This is a genomic window from Siminovitchia fordii DSM 16014 = CIP 108821 (assembly GCF_000374565.1).
GTDB lineage: Bacteria > Bacillota > Bacilli > Bacillales > Bacillaceae_C > Siminovitchia > Siminovitchia fordii.
Genome location: NZ_KB894710.1, coordinates 1 through 16,073, shown reverse-complemented (window position 1 = coordinate 16,073; position 16,073 = coordinate 1). Strand labels below are relative to the sequence as shown.

14 protein-coding genes are annotated in these 16,073 nt (G+C 35.6%); 5 read left to right on the top strand and 9 right to left on the bottom strand.

Translation table 11 applies throughout. The features are described from left to right. Window positions 1-265 precede the first annotated feature (265 nt). From C509_RS0120540 to C509_RS0120520, 5 genes are all read right to left on the bottom strand, one after another. A complete protein-coding gene (locus tag C509_RS0120540) occupies window positions 266-649 on the bottom strand; it encodes a VOC family protein (RefSeq protein ID WP_026320000.1) in 384 nt (127 codons plus the stop codon). A 224-nt stretch (window positions 650-873) separates the two neighbouring features. After that, the gene (locus tag C509_RS0120535) at window positions 874-1,284 is read right to left on the bottom strand and encodes a YjdF family protein (protein WP_018708817.1); all 411 of its coding nucleotides are present in this window, start codon (window positions 1,282-1,284) and stop codon (window positions 874-876) included. A gap of 379 nt (window positions 1,285-1,663) precedes the next feature. Further along, window positions 1,664-4,000, bottom strand: coding sequence for an RNA polymerase recycling motor HelD (helD, locus tag C509_RS0120530; protein ID WP_018708816.1), 2,337 nt, complete (start codon window positions 3,998-4,000; stop codon window positions 1,664-1,666). Window positions 4,001-4,622: 622 nt separating this feature from the next. Further along, window positions 4,623-5,501 (bottom strand): putative RNA methyltransferase, encoded by an 879-nt coding sequence (locus C509_RS0120525; protein WP_245542514.1) that lies wholly within the window; start codon window positions 5,499-5,501, stop codon window positions 4,623-4,625. A gap of 600 nt (window positions 5,502-6,101) precedes the next feature. Then, complete coding sequence (locus C509_RS0120520) at window positions 6,102-6,788, bottom strand: MBL fold metallo-hydrolase (protein ID WP_018708814.1); 687 nt, start codon at window positions 6,786-6,788, stop codon at window positions 6,102-6,104. 243 nt (window positions 6,789-7,031) lie between these two features. Between C509_RS0120520 and C509_RS0120515 the strand changes: the two genes are divergently transcribed. Both C509_RS0120515 and C509_RS0120510 read left to right on the top strand, forming a co-directional pair. Then, complete coding sequence (locus tag C509_RS0120515; RefSeq protein WP_018708813.1) at window positions 7,032-7,421, top strand: SRPBCC family protein; 390 nt, start codon at window positions 7,032-7,034, stop codon at window positions 7,419-7,421. Window positions 7,422-7,423: 2 nt separating this feature from the next. Continuing rightward, entirely contained in the window at window positions 7,424-7,753 is a 330-nt protein-coding gene (locus C509_RS0120510; RefSeq protein WP_026319999.1) for an ArsR/SmtB family transcription factor, read from the top strand. Window positions 7,754-8,101: 348 nt separating this feature from the next. Here C509_RS0120510 and C509_RS0120505 read toward each other — a convergent pair whose 3' ends face one another. Then, window positions 8,102-8,803 (bottom strand): ZIP family metal transporter, encoded by a 702-nt coding sequence (locus C509_RS0120505; RefSeq protein ID WP_154654474.1) that lies wholly within the window; start codon window positions 8,801-8,803, stop codon window positions 8,102-8,104. Between the two features lie 610 nt (window positions 8,804-9,413). Between C509_RS0120505 and C509_RS0120500 the strand changes: the two genes are divergently transcribed. Both C509_RS0120500 and C509_RS0120495 read left to right on the top strand, forming a co-directional pair. Next, window positions 9,414-10,376, top strand: a complete 963-nt coding sequence (locus tag C509_RS0120500; RefSeq protein WP_018708810.1) for an arsenic resistance protein — start codon at window positions 9,414-9,416, stop codon at window positions 10,374-10,376. A 627-nt stretch (window positions 10,377-11,003) separates the two neighbouring features. Beyond that, complete coding sequence (locus C509_RS0120495; protein ID WP_018708809.1) at window positions 11,004-11,696, top strand: Ltp family lipoprotein; 693 nt, start codon at window positions 11,004-11,006, stop codon at window positions 11,694-11,696. 112 nt (window positions 11,697-11,808) lie between these two features. Here the strand turns inward: C509_RS0120495 and C509_RS26635 are convergent, their stop codons facing one another. Beyond that, complete coding sequence (locus C509_RS26635; RefSeq protein WP_169509277.1) at window positions 11,809-12,042, bottom strand: hypothetical protein; 234 nt, start codon at window positions 12,040-12,042, stop codon at window positions 11,809-11,811. Then, entirely contained in the window at window positions 12,042-13,118 is a 1,077-nt protein-coding gene (pdhA, locus tag C509_RS0120485; protein ID WP_018708807.1) for a pyruvate dehydrogenase (acetyl-transferring) E1 component subunit alpha, read from the bottom strand. Before pdhA ends, C509_RS26635 begins: the two co-directional genes overlap by 1 nt. 199 nt (window positions 13,119-13,317) lie before the next feature. On the opposite strand from pdhA, the gene C509_RS0120480 reads away from it, so the two are divergent. Continuing rightward, a complete protein-coding gene (locus C509_RS0120480) occupies window positions 13,318-14,142 on the top strand; it encodes a PaaX family transcriptional regulator C-terminal domain-containing protein (protein ID WP_018708806.1) in 825 nt (274 codons plus the stop codon). Between the two features lie 1,128 nt (window positions 14,143-15,270). Here the strand turns inward: C509_RS0120480 and C509_RS0120470 are convergent. Continuing rightward, a complete protein-coding gene (locus C509_RS0120470; RefSeq protein ID WP_018708804.1) occupies window positions 15,271-15,714 on the bottom strand; it encodes an SRPBCC family protein in 444 nt (147 codons plus the stop codon). Between the last annotated feature and the right edge of the window lie 359 nt (window positions 15,715-16,073).

Genomic DNA, 16,073 nt, shown 5'->3' with positions numbered 1-16,073 from the left:
TTATTTTCCTTTCAGTTGCCAACTAAATAACAGTAGTGGTTTAGGGGGAATAACTTGATCAAAAACACCTCACAAACCCGGATTTTATGAAAATAAAATGAATCCATTTTGATCAAAACGGATTCATCCTTTGTGAAGAAGTAAAAAATAATCTTCATTCTAAATAATAACTCGTTTAGTGATTCGAGGTTGTTATAATTAAAGGCAAATCCTCCCCATTCTTTTCCAAACGCTCTGGAACTGCGTATAAATTTGCTTCTTTAATTTACTTTTGCACTATCTGAATAAGGTTTCCGCATGTATCGTCGAAGACAGCCAGTGTTACTTCGCCCATTTCTGTCGGCTCTTTAGTAAACTTCACGCCTTTCTTCATTAATCGTTCGTACTCTTTTTGAACATTTGGAACCCCAAACATTGTTGCCGGGATGCCATCGGCATAGATCTTACTTTGATAATCTTTGGCAGCCGGATGCTGATTCGGTTCAAGTAAAAGCTCGGTACCGCCCTGATCATCGGGAGAAACAAGCGTTATCCACCTAAATTCTCCGGCAGGAACATCCTCCTTTTTTACAAAGCCCAGCGTTTCTGTATAAAACTCTAGTGCCTTGTTTTGATCTTGTACAAATAAACTGGTAATAATAATGTTCATATTATTTTTATCTCCTTTGATATCTTCGATATATGGTGCCCTGCTAACAATTGGCTGCAAGCTTACCCAAACATTTGACAAAAGCCCTGTTCCGAAAAGGATAAATCCCGTCATGGAAAATTACTCTATCCATCCATTCAGCAAGGCTTTAAATGGCTCATTGTTGACCATACGTACGCTCTCTCACTAACAGATTTAGTTTACAGTTCCAATTCTTGAATAATTTATCGCCCTTTATGCTTTTTCTTAGCTTTTTGTTTTATGATTTCCCATTGTTTTTGTTTAAAAGCATCATCACGCTGTTTTTCAAGTTTTTTCCCTTCCATTTTCCGTCTCTTAATATCTTCTTTAATCGCCTCTTGTGCCTGTGTTGAAATTCCCTTCTGTTTCATTTCCTTGGCTACCTGTCGTTGAAGACGTTTAGGATTAATCCTTTTATTTACTCTCCTCTTCTCTTTAATCCCTAACTGCGTACTTTTTGTAATGACAGCAAATAACCGATCATTTACAAATTCTAAAACCTCAGTATCACTAGGCTCTGTACCAAATACATAACGGTAAGCTTTCAGTCTTCCGTTTTCTTGAATTTCAGTTACTCCAACCCAAAACTGACCATCATAATCCGTCAAGATCATGACGATCCCTCCTCTTAACAGTAAAGTCTTGGGATGATGGACATCCCGAGGAGGGGAAGGTTACTGGCATCTTTATAATATCGATGCATCCGGACTACCAACCGAATCGTGTTTTTTCATTCCTTTTTTTTTAATATATTAATTATAATTTGCTTGTTAAGTGTTCTCAATTAATCTGCCTTTTAACGGAATAGGAAGTCGCCAGAGAAGATTCCTTGTCATCGCCTTTCCTCTCTATCTTCCACAACCTCATCTAAGATTTACGCTCCTTTCACTTCCCTGCTATTTTCTGTTATAAAAAAAATTACATTCCTTTTCAAATAAATACGAACTAGATGTTGGATGGAATTCTGAACCAAACACTTCATTCCCTTTTAACTCAGCTCAAAATTAAACTCTCCGGCGCAACATCGCGCAAAAAGGGACTTGGTTCGCCAACACTGTATAGTTGCAAGTGATGCATGGCCCGGGTGCAGGCAGTATAAAACAATCTACGCAGGCTCTCATCCCCGTATACTGCTGCTGATGCATCATAAATAATAACCGCATCAAATTCGATACCTTTGGCCAAATATACCGGTATAACAACAACGCCTTGCTCATATTGAATCGAGCCACTCTTCACGAGCTTAATTTCTTCGATGCCGCTCAATGAATCGTATGCAGCGGTGCTTTCCACTGCTGATTTGCATATAACCGCTATTGTGCTATATTGCCGTTTGCGTAAGTCTGCAACTTTGGAAGCTATGGAACGATGCAATTCAGCTCGATTAGACAGCTGTGTCAATTTAGGCTTCTCGCCATCACGTTCAAAAGCGGTAATCCGTTCACCGTCAGGTATGAGTTTGCGTGTTAATTCGACAATCGGTTTTGTGGATCTATAACTGCGGGTCAAGTTGATCGCAACCGTTTTATCCGGACCGTATAAGCCAGAAAGCGTGTGGAAATCGACCATTTCACTGGCATGGGCGAATATAGCTTGGTTAAAGTCACCGAGCACAGTCATTCTTGCCGAAGGAAACAAACGCTTCAAAAACTCGAATTGAAACGGAGAATAATCTTGCGCCTCGTCAACAAGTACATGTTTGATTGAGCTGTTCGTCTGAAAGCCCTGAATCAGTTCTTTCATCAATAAAAACGGAGTAGCATCTTCATAAAATAGTTTACCTTCATCCAACATTTTCACAGTCAACAGACAAATATCTTCCCACTCTTCAGGTGCTTCAAAACCCATCCACTGTTTAATCCGGAAGGGTTCGGCAAAAAACTGTTTGTATATACCCTTCATGTTAATGAAGCGAAACGCCTTGATCTGTTTTCGCAATGGCTTTAATTTCCGGCGAACAATCAAGCGGGCTAACGCTTCATGCTCGATTTCATAATCATGAATCGCCTCTCCTTTGTAGCCGCGTTTTTCCGCTAAGTAGGTATATGCCCTATAGTAATCCTCATTGCTAAGCAGTTCGATTTCCTCCTGTACCCATGGCATATTCCGTTCAAGCTTCTCGGCTTCATCCATTTGCTTTATTAGCCAATCCTTCAATTTTTCAAGTCTGCTATGAAAACGAAGCGAGGTGTCGCAGCTATAGAACTTTTCTGCAATTTTTTTAGCAGTAACAATAGTCTTTCCTCTGAAGCTAATCCCTTTGAATACCATTCCGGATAATTCCAGCGACTCCCTGTATGATTTGATCGCCTCAAAAAAATGAGTGGTAGCTTTGAATCGGATACCCGCAATCCTTGTTCTGTATAATGGGTTATCCGCTGCAGTCAAAACATACTCCAATTGATCGTAAGGATTCTCAACTTGAAATTCACTTTTCAGTCGATGATCCAAGTATTCCTGGAATGTGACCTGCTGCATGTTCTCTTCGCCGAGTTCTGGCAACACATTGGAAACATAACTATTAAACATCGAATTAGGTGAAAAAAGAATGATTTGATCGGCATTCAGCGTGTCTCGATATTTATACAGTAAATAAGCAACACGCTGCAGGGCAGCTGATGTCTTACCGCTGCCAGCAGCTCCGTGTACAATGAGCATCCGCCCGCGATCCTGCCGAATGATCCGGTTTTGCTCCTGTTGAATGGTAGCTACTATACTGTGCATATGTTTGTCTGTACCTTTACCAAGCACCTGCTGTAAAATCTCGTCACCAATCGTTAGACTAGTATCGAACATAGATTGGATAATGCCGCCGCGGATGAGATATTGCCACTTTTTCTCCAGTGTGCCATAGATGACACCTCCAGGTGTAGCATACTTGGCGGGACCAGGCTGATAATCGTAGTAGACACTCGAGATCGGTGCCCTCCAGTCGTAAATAAGGAAGTTTTCTCCGCTTGCATCCGTGAGCGTAGAGGTACCGATATAGATTCGTTCCGCAGTTGAAGTTCCTTCCTCAATGAAATCAATTCGTCCAAAATAGGGTACCTCTTGCATACGCCGCAGCGAAGATAATCGCTTAGATGCATGCCTATGGGTGCTCTGGCTTACGGACAGCGCTTGAGCCTCTTGTCTCAAGCCAATAATCGTTTCAAGATAATCGTCGAAGCTATCAATATTAACCTTTACTTCATCCCAAAAATGTTTGCGGATATTCACCACTTCCATCCGACGCACGGAAGTTTCGCCCTCCAACCTTTTGATTTGCTCTGTAATTGTCTCCATTACACGGTTCACTCTTTCTTGCTCCTGGCGAAGTTCCATGTCCATATCAAACACTCCTTTTAAAAAATAAAAATAGGGGTTGACTAAAAAGGATATTATGATGTACAATTATAATAGGTATATATTTATCACAAATCATATTTTTAGTGTATCTAAATAAATGTAACATAGTTTTTCATTTTTATCAATGTGTTTACACGACCATAAAAATTGTAAATTCAACGGAAGAAAAACCCCGCTTTACAAAAAAATGACTAAAAAAACATCTACATATTAAAAACCCAATTTCTTAGCTAACATTAAGAAATTGGGTTTTTTTCGTTATCCTCTTAAAGCGTCCGTTTTACATTACCACAAGGAGTTTCCTTTAGTGGTTGATGAGCTTAACGTCTTGTTTAAGGCTTCAAATACTCATTTTGACTATTCTTCGTTGAAATGTTAACCACTAGCTGATTTCCCTTTTAATTTGAATATACCCATCTCTTTTTCCAAATTTCTTTTTTCAAATCAAATTTCCCCTAATGATTAATGATGTTTCAAACTGAATAAAAAGGCATGGAAATTCAATGCGAATCTCCATGCCTTTTTGAATACTAATTCATATAATGATTGAATTTTTTCACCCAAGAGAACCCTTACCGAAATGGGACTGCCTTATTTATATTTCTTATTTTCCCTTTCCGATTAATATGACCAAATCTACGGTTATGCCTACTGACTCTCTCTCTAAAAAGCTGTCCACTCGTTCATCTATCGCTCTCCAACTCAAGGGTGTCATTTGAACTAAAGATGGAATGGATGGCTTTTCAAGATTTATTATATAACGTAACCTTGAACGATCAATCACCTGAAAACGCTCCTCGAACCGCTCAATAGTATCTGTATTTGAATAAGATTTCTTGTCAGGTTCATCGAAATAGATTTGTCTTAATTCCTTCAAATACTCAGTCTCCGGGACCACCTTCACGATAAAACCATTGTTTTTCAGTATTCTTGTAAATTCAGAATAATTGGATGGCGACAGGATATTTAGGATAACATCAAACTGCTTTTCTTTAAATGGAGTATTCGCAAGATCAGCTACAGCCCATACCTTATTTGAATGATTTTTGGCAGCAATTAATATTCCTTCTTTAGAAATATCAATTCCGACGCCTGAAACGTTTTCTTTATCCTTTACAATCATGTTACACAAATTAGCTAGGTGCGACCCCTCACCACATCCTGTATCCAAGACATATATTTGATTTTTCAGGACATGTTTATTTATCAATTCAGCAATTGTTTTTGTCAAAGGTTCAAAAAAGCCATATTCCGCAATCCGTTTCCTTGCTTCGAAGAGTTCTTTACTGTACTTTGTTTTGACCGTATGAGGGATTAAATTGACATACCCTTGCTTGGCAAAGTCAAATGTATGGCGATTACTACAGACCAAACTTTTCGTGTTTAGTACCTGCATTGAAGAAGCACAAATTGGACACTTAAATATAGATTCGATATTACTGACATAATTTGCACTCATGATTCTTTTATTCAAAAAATACACCTCATTCATTCGTTTTGATAAATGAAAAAGGCATAGACAAATAAACCTGTCATATTGTTCAAAAAAATATGAGTCAGGCAAAAAAATGTCTATACCTTTCATTATCTATAACGCATAAATTGAATAATCATGAATAAGGTCTCCATTGAATAAAAATGTAGGGTTTTCCCCTATACATATTTTAACAAGCTCTTTTATTCATCGCAAATTAATCATTTCTCCATTGTGTGTTCCCTTGGATAAATACCGAAGGAGGTCTTCCAATTTGAAATAGCCCGGAAGACTACCATATTTTATACTGTGGAAAATCAGAAGCTAGCCTGTTCCCTACAGAATAAGAATTGGGTAAAAAAGTTAATAACAGCAGGGTAGCAACTTTTTTCTCCGAGTACCAATTTAATTTCAAATATCGAGTTTTTGACAGTTAAAACTGGAAAAAATTGGGTGGTTGAAAACTCCCTAAATCCAAAGCATAGATTGATCTCTTGTTTCCCTTCTCTGTTATTCTCATCTTGTTTTTAAACTTCACTCTTAAAGGATAATTGCTATTTGTATTCCACGATTATTTTTTATTCGAGAGCCTTTACGTTTAGCTCCCTATTATAAAGTAAATTTCCCACCATGATAACAATAGTACGTTTCAGCCTTAAGATTTTTAATGTTTCTTAAGGACTGTTGTGCCTTCTCAACATTTAAACAAAAGTGTGGATTAGCAACGACCAATTCATAATTCTTATGAACAGCTGCATCACCTGTAATTACACTTTTTAAACTCGGAATATATAATGAAATATGTCCTGAAGTATGCCCTGGTGTTGCTACGACTCTGCATTTGTTATCTAGAATCATATCACCATCATGTACCTTTTCATCAATTGGAATATGCTTCAAATTTTTTAATTGCTGTATAAACCATTTACCAAATTCTATTTCTTCTTTTGGCATATTTTCTAACATTTCTTCGGCTTGAACCAATCTCTCTGACTTCATTTCACCGCTAATGTATTTTGATTCAATTTCACTAGCTATAATGTTAATCCAAGGATATTTTTCTTTGAAATCATGTAAGGAACCTATATGATCATCATCATAGTGAGTAATGATTATATTCTTTAAATTCTTCATTTCATATCCATTTTTTAGAATTTCATTTTCAATTAAAATCAAGAAATTTGTATATCCTGTATCGACCAATGTTAATTCATTATTCGATACAATTAAGCTAGGATATATGTAATTTTTTTGTCCATTAAATTCAAATTCAATTGGTAATTCTAATATCTTCATTTTCTTCCTCCATCTGCCCATTTAGATAAACGAGAATTCTTTTTTATTATACAAGTCATTGTGGAATCTTTCGTATTGTCCAACTTTAAATTTTTTGTACAAATTTATTCAATAGTCCGCCGGGCGTAATTGTAAGACTATGGTTATATAGGAATTATTTGTCCATTTTAAATAACACCTTTTGGTGTTACAATAACCTTATGACACCAAAAGGTGTTAAAAATGTATTGGGGGTATTAACTTATGCAAACACCTGAAATTCGTAAAACCATCATATTGGATGCTCCAATTGAAAAAGTGTGGAAAGCTGTTTCAACATCAGAAGGTATTGCGGCATGGTGGATGGCAAATACTTTTGAAGCTGTTTTGGGAAAGGACTTTGTCCTTCATGCAGGTCCATACGGTGATTCCCCATGTAAAGTTACTGAATTAGAACCTCTGAAGCGTGTCGGCTTCGACTGGGATAAAGAGTGGCACCTTACATTTGAATTGAGATCATTAGAAGATGAAAAAACTGAATTTACCCTTATTCATTCTGGTTGGAGTGCAGAAACATTGAGTGTTTTTGAAACTATGAACGGCGGATGGGAAAAAATTGTAAAAGAAAAACTTTCAAAATATGTTGCTGCATAAGAATGGTCGACCAATCTAAGCAAGATATCTTTCAAGCAATTTCGGACCCAACTCGTCGGAGTATGTTAAAATTGCTTGCTGAAAAGGAAATGTCGATAACTGAAATTGTAAGATTCTACCCGATAAGTCGTACCGCTGTGAATAAGCATCTGCATATTCTTTCCAATGCCGGCCTTGTCAGAAGTCGCAAGGTGGGACGCGAAACCCGATATACGCTTAGTCCAGAACCTTTGGTTGAACTAAAAGATTGGCTTACCTTCTTTGAACAATATTGGGACAAAAAGCTATTAGCTCTTAAAAAATATGTAGAGGAAAATAACGATAAGAAATAAGAGAGACAAAATACCGTGAAGACCTGGTGCAGCTTCAAAACAAAAATAAATCAAAATAGGCTTACAAAAGCCTAATTCAGCAAAAAGATCAGGGCCTGCTTTTGAAAAAAATTATTCAAAACAGGCTCTTAAAATATTCTCTATGGAGATTGAGATGGAGATTGAGTAGGTTATTTCCTGCTTATGTTATTCCTTTTATTTTTTAGTTACTATCACTAGCGTTGCACTATTTAAAAATAAGGGTTTAAGCACTAGATGTGTTCAGTTTTTATTGTTTGCTCAGCTACCTGAACTTGTGACCTTACATGCGATTATTCCGTAGCAGTTATCATCAATAAAGCTGACTTATTAATCTGGCAATAAGGATATATAAATTTTTATCATGATCGCTCCAAAAGTTATCATAAGAAGCAACGGTATCCTTCCAAATTGTTTTTTTGACTTTCCAATAATTTCATTAAGTGTTACAAATAAAAGGGTTCCAATAGCAGTTCCTGTCAACAATGTGTCTACTGTCCTTGCTGTTTCTTTTATTGATTCACCTAAAAAAGCACTTACGCCGAAAACAACCGATAATATGGATATTATATAGAGAAAGGTGATCCCTTTTATTCTTATGATTAATAAAATAGTCATTATAGCTATACCTTCCGGAATTTGATGAAGAATAATAGCGGTTAGAAAGGAATAGCTGTTAAATAAGGTAACAGCCCCGTATGAAAAACCCATAATGATGTGATGAAAGAATATAGCTGCAACTAAAAACCCTAAAGTTCTTTCGGAAACATTCAACTCTTCTTTGTGGTGAAAAAAATGACCAATTAATAACATAACGATGTACCCTGTTAGAGCACCTAAAAGTACACCTTTGAAATCAAAGTTTTTTAGAGTATGAGGGATTAAATCAAATGAAATAATCCCCATCAAAATCCCTCCACAAATGACATATACGTAAGGTAATTTTTTCGGAAAAAATCGGTTAATTGAACTTGTTAATACCCCTCCAATACCTAACCCCATTACAGATACGCCGGATAAAAGCAAAGGCACCCACACGGATTCCAAATCCTTTCAATAATAAATTTGGTTTATACAATCTTATGTACGCAGACTTTATGAAATTTATTCTGTTATTGGAATGCTTTTCTTAGGTATTTGCAACTGCAACTTTATCTAAAAAATGAGCCCTCGTTTGAAAGGCTCATTACTTTAAAAATACAAGATATTTTTATAACATTTGGAGCTCCTACGTAAGAGTAATAATATTAGCCTTTATTACTTCTCAACTTTTATAGGTTTTTTAGGCATATTATGTATACTTCAAGCCGTGACATGAACCTGTAAAGTATAATCCCCTTCATTATCCAATTACTGTTTCAGCACCGTAGTTGTTGAGGGTTATTGCTTAGTTAAACATTACGTTTTAGTTTTTAACACTATTTAATTTGAATGGGTTTTTACGAAAATCGATGCTGCCCATTTATAAAGTTCTCACTATATGATATGTATGGAAGGTTTTTACATTAGTCTAAACAATCATTATGATAATATAAAGTGAGAATTCCAGATCAAATTAAATATCACTTATTACATACGCCTCTTATTTATCTACTTAGCAGAAAGTCTATTTAGTGAGGCAATAAAAAGGGGCAACTAAATAATGACTTCTAGAGAAAAATTAGAAAACAATCAGGTTTGGCTATATGTCATTGTACTAATGATAGCAGTTGGATTTGGATTACTAATTCCTGATTTCGGAGCACAATTAGATGCAACAATTTCATTTATTATTGCTATTTTAATGTATAGTATGTTTTCGCAAATTCCTTTTACTTCTTTAAAAGAGTCGTTTGCTAATCGTCGTTTTTTTGGGGCATTATTAACGGTTAACTATATTGCAGTTCCTATAGTGGTATGGCTTCTATCAAAGTTATTACCCCAATCTCCACCGTTATTGCTTGGAGTCTATTTAGTTTTACTTACACCTTGTATTGATTATGTAATTGTTTTTACGGCTCTCGGGCGTGGAAATGAGAAGATTATTCTTATTTCTACACCTGTTCTCTTTATTACTCAAATGCTGCTATTACCTTTATATTTATTTTTGTTTATTGGGAATGATGCGGCAAACATTGTAGACCCAGGTCCGTTCCTTGAAGCATTTTTTGGTCTTATCGTTATCCCATTAGGACTCGCTATTGCCCTACAGATATTTGCAAAAAAATCAATTGTTGGTAATAAAATAATAAATATATCAGCATGGCTTCCCGTTCCATTCATGGCTCTTACTCTTTTTGTTGTTGTATCGTCTCAAATAGGAAAAGTATCAACATATATTGACCTAATTATCAAAGTCATTCCTATATATGTTGCTTTTATGGTCATTATGCCTATCATTTCTAAGTTTATTTCAAAGTGGTTCAAGCTTGATATTGGTTCAGGTCGTGCACTTATATTTAGTAGCGCTACACGTAATTCGCTTGTAGTTCTTCCTCTTGCTTTCGCCTTACCAAATAATTTGAGTACATTAGTAGCAACTATCATTGTGACACAAACAATCGTTGAACTTGCAGGTGAACTAATTTATATTCGATTAGTACCCAATATACTTTTACGTAAATAAAGTGAAACTTCGATCAGTGGGGGTTTTCTTTATCTCCTACTGATTGTTAGTTGAACGAATCGGGCTTTTACGGGCAGTTGATCTCCCACCTAAAATACTCCGACTCATCTTAAGTTTTGAGTTGGGAGTCTTACTGCCCGTTATTGCGGGAGAAACAACTTAATTTCATATGTTTTCTGAAAAGAAACATCCTGCATTGTTATGTCAATTTGATACGATGCATAGGTGTTTCTTTATATTGTCTACTTTATTTACTCAGCTCGATCGTTAAATAGAATGACTCACATTTAAACGACTTTATAGTATATGAAACAATTTTTTTGTCACTTAATAAATTTCTATTAACCTGTAACTCTCCCCTCCCCCAAACAACAATAATAAGATTTTGACGATGGAACCTGGTCTGTTACAGGTAGAGTTTGGAATCCACAAACACTATTCTATGTGCATCCAACTACCTCAATCTTACCAAAGAAGAAGCTCAGAAATGTTGTTGGCGAATTATTAGGCATAATTACCTATTAATGAGATTGTTGATAATTGGGTATTCCTTGGTGATTATATAACTATAGCAATAGTTTTATGGTATAATTTTACACAAATCGATCTATAAGGGGGAAAATAGAAATGGGAAAAAGGGATAAGCAGAAAAAACCATTTTATAAAAAATGGTGGGTATGGGTAATTGCGATTATTGTTATCGCTGCGGCCGTTAATGGCATGGATGACGAAGCAGACTCTAACAAAAAGGAAAGTAAGCCGGCTGCCACCGAACAAGCGAAAGATAAACCAAAAGAGAATAAGGAACCTGAAAAGAAAAAAGAGGAACCGAAAAAAGAAGATACGAAGGCAGAGGATGACGTTCCTACCGAATATAAGTCTGCTTTGAAAAAAGCTGAATCGTACGCAAAAACAATGAAGATGTCCAAAAGTGCTATTTTTGAACAATTAACTTCAGAACATGGCGAAAAGTTTTCTACAGAAGCCTCCGAGTATGCAATGAGTAAACTCGAATTTGACTGGAAAGCAAACGCTTTGAAAAAGGCTGAATCCTATTCAAAAGAAATGCACATGTCAAAACAAGGAATCTATGAACAACTTATTTCTGAACACGGCGAAAAATTTACTGAAGACGAAGCACAGTACGCAATTGACAATCTGAAAGCTGATTTTAATGAAAATGCCTTGGCAAAAGCAAAAAATTATCAGGAAACTATGAGTATGTCACCCGAAGCGATAAGAGACCAATTAACCTCTGAGCACGGTGAAAAATTTACACAAGAAGAAGCCGATTACGCAATTGAGCATTTAGATAAATAAAAACGCAAAACACGCCCTCGCCTTTTCTTTGGTTGAGGGCTTTTAAGCTAGTATTTTATGCCGTGATCAATATTAATATTAATGTAGGCGAAGGCCTTGGTTGTTGGCAGCATTAATCAGGATTTACGAGCAACTGTAACGTAGGTAATCCGGTATTGGGAAGCGAGGGACATCTATTATGAGTCTGCAACTTCCCCCTCCAAATCCTTGCATCTCTTGGCTCCACCCCCTCTTTTATGCCTATTGGCAATGGAACTAAGTTGGCATCCAATAAGCTCGTTTTTGCTTTCTTTTTTTCTGCATTATTCCATACTTTTATATTTATTATAGAAGAATTGAAATTCATCATTGATAATTTTCTTTTACTTGATTTAACTGCTCCCTTAAATTGAAAGGTAGTACTTCATACATGTTCTCAATTAAATTGGAAACTTTTGGCTTACTTTCAGATTCTGCTTGTTTTATTGCATTTTTCACATCTTTTTTTGCTTGTTCTATAATTTGAAACTCATGCTCCTCACTCCATAAATCTTGTTTTTCTAAAAACAATCTAAACCTTGTTATAGGATCTTTTTGGGCCCATTCTTTCTCAAGTTGTTCGTTTCTGTAGAGTGTTGGGTCATCACCTGATGTTGAATGAGGACCATACCGATAGGTTATAGCTTCAATTAACGTAGGACCACTTGAATTAATAGCCCGTTCTCTTGCTTCTTTTGTAACTACATAAGTAGCTAGAATATCCATTCCATCTACCCTTACGCCTTTAATTCCAGCAGCAACCGATTTATGTGCAATCGACTTTGCAGCAGTTTGTTTTTCGAACGGTGTTGAGATTGCAAATTGGTTATTTTGAACAACAAAAATGGTTTGAGCATTGAAAACTCCTGCGAAGTTTAACCCCTCATAAAAGTCTCCTTGAGACGAGCCACCGTCACCAGTGTATGTAATTGCAACATTCTTTTTCTTTCTCTTTTTTAAACCAAGTCCGACTCCTGCAGCTTGAACAATTTGTGCGCCAATAATGATTTGAGGAGGAGTAACGTTAACTCCTTCAGGCATTCGACCCCCTTTATGATGTCCCCTGGACCATTGGAATAATTGGGATAACGGAACCCCTTGAAACAACATTTGCGGAAGATCTCGATATCCTGGTAATATCCAATCTTCTTTTTCTAGTACAAACTGCGTTCCAATCATACTAGCTTCTTGTCCAGCAACCGGAGCATAAAAACCTAATCTTCCTTGCCTAGATAATGAAATACATCTTTGATCAATTGTTCTAGTATAAATCATTCGCTCCATTAGGAGTTGTAACTCTTCATCACTAAGTTCAGGCAACAAGTCGTTATGTACAACTTCTCCGTTTTCATTTAACAGCTGAAATGTTTCAAATTCATTAATTTCATGTAGTAAGTTATTCACTTTTATCACGTCCTTAAAATTAATAGCTATTTAAAACTAAATTGAATAGCCTTAATGCGATGTTTATAATATATCATACAACGCTCGGTGATTTTTATATTATATCACTTACAATAATGTGTCAATTAATCTAAATTATAGAGATCGATCACTTGAATAGCATGATTAATTCGTTATATCCTATGTAGAGGTGAAATAGGTGACGGTTGAAAAACAGTTATTATACTTATTATCTAAAAAGGTTGAAATGGAAGGGAAAGAACTCATTAATATTTTTAAGGAAATGAATTATACTCCACAATCAATAAGAAATATCTTATCTAAATTTAAAAGAATGTCTTATATAGCGTCATCAGAGCGAGGAATTTATAAAATTACACCAAATGGTCTAGACGCATATAGTCTATATTCTAAAAAGGATAACTTTTACACAAAACATTGGGACGGAAAATGGTATTTAGTGTTATTGGAAATCCCTGAGACATTAAGAAAGAAAAGAGATGCTTTTAGGAAAGGTTTACTACAATTAGGCTTTGGTATGCTCTATAAGAGTGTTTATGTTTACCCGTGGGATGTAATAAATAAGGTGCTAAATCTGATTGATTCACTTGAACTTGAGGATTATATAACCATTATTTCAAGTAAAGAGTTCTTGTTAAATGGGATAGTTCCTGAAGGAAGAGCAGGTCCAAACACTGCTAGTTCATTATGGAATTTAGAAGAAATCAACACTAACTACAAAAATATACAGATATGGCTAGAAAATGAGTATAAAACAAAATTTAATAGTTTAATTAAAGATAATAATCGAAATCCTTTACAGGTATTTACAAACTTCTTAACACTAAAGGAGAAAAGAGATGAGCTATTAATAGCTGACCCTATGTTACCAGCTGAATTCTTACCTGGTAGTTGGCTAGGAACAACTGTACTTTTCTCAATAGATAAGTTAATCCAAATTTTAGTTGATTTAATCCCTGAGAACTCTTATTATTCCTCATTTGTTGCCGATTTAAGAAGCTAAGTTATGACTACTTTAGGTAAGAAAACTCAAAGAAACCTTGAGTTTTCTTATAGGAGTAGCGTCAGGATTTTGACAATTTACAACGGTAACATTCCAAAACGCTGTTATTTTTATAAAGTTAGTATCATAGGGTAAGTCTATTGATATATAATCCAATTACGGTTAAATTAGCACTTCACAAATGTCTCATATGACTCATATCAAAATACTTATCGTTGTAAATGCATTTTCCAGACGGTATCACTATTACAACTTTTTAGTTCAGGAATACTCTTCCTACCACTATACGAATACCCCTTTAGATAAACATATCCAAAGGGGTAAACCTTCACTTTTTTTAAAAACATCGTGACTTTCTTCAAAACATCGTATCTTTTAAATAAATATCGCAATTTTATTTCAATGCTATAACATGTCCCTATCGAAAATTAACGTTCCACCGCCACTTGCCCTTCTCCCTCCTCTCAACCCTTTTCTTCCAAGGGATCATGCCCCTTTCATGCTCCTCTCCATTTCTGTTTTAAAAAATTACGTCCTGCATTTTCCCCAATTTCCGCTAAAAATTGTAACTATTTTACATTCATTTTTGATAAAAAACTTACGTTCCATTTCGAATAAATACCGAATGGATATCGGGGAGCTTTTTGGGCCAAAAATGTGAGGAAACTAGAAAGAATACCGATTTAGCACCCTAATAAAACCAACGGGGAAGGAATTGAAATCCACCTGTTCCCTTACAGGACAATCATTGGATAAGAATAAAATAGAGAAAAACTGTTTGATTAGGATTAAACACTGATTGAAAACGAGATTGGACTGATATTGATTTACGATTGGATTTTTTCCGATGTTAGAATAAAATAACCGAAGGCCTGCCGGGAAAAGTACCGGAAAAACCTTCGGATTGGGAAAGTTAATTTTATATAGAGACAACAACTGTAGGTTTTAATTAAAGTTTGATTAAAATACCTCGCAAACCCTCAAATTACGTTAAACAAAAAACTGTTTTGAAAAGAGGATCATATTCATCAATCCTTATTCAACGCACCAGTTCAACAAGAAATGCAAAAGTAATCGTTGTATAGTGTTTTTTTAAAAAAGTCTTTTTTTATAAGATGTTATTTAAAACTAATGGATTAATGATGCTCTTAAATCACTAACTCCATTTTCCAAATAGCTCTTTAAACAAGCTAACATATATACCCAGCCTTCTTTTTGCCCTAGCATTTTGTTTACTATTTCAGGGTCGTGTTCATGAAGACCTGATTCGTTCACTTCAATAATTGTACTCCCTTTATCCAGCTCTTTTAATGTAATTGTAACGACCGTTTCCTCATCCGATTCTCCACCCCATGAAAACACGATCTTCTTGTTTACTTCGATTTCTAGTACATTTATAACACCTTCTGCCTCGTATTCATCATACCTTAATGTAACGGACTTACCTTGTTCCCATCTTTCGGAACTCGATGAGAACCAAAAATTTCCGATTTTCACAGGGTCTACTATCGCTTCAAACACCTCATTAGCTGACTTGAGTATTTTAAACTTCGTAGTTACTTGAGTATCCATAGGATTCAACTCTCTTTCAGATTACTATCACTTCTTCCATTATGCCCTATTTTACACATTTTTCGTCTTAATACTAAAATGATCCTCACCACTTATTGTAGTAACCTGCCATATAGATGAATAAGAAAAGCAAAGGTACTGGTGCCCAAGATAATTGCAAAAAAAATAACCCCAAAATTATGATGAGTTCTTTTATCCAAAGCAATAACCTCGTGTTATTGTCAGTAATTATCTATTTACTCCGAGAACACATACTGCTGCCACTGTATTTGGCAAGTAGAATATGTATGATTTGGCAGTTAAAATTGTAGCTACTTGCCAACATCCCTTTTTTAATGATTGAGTAATGATTCTTTGTG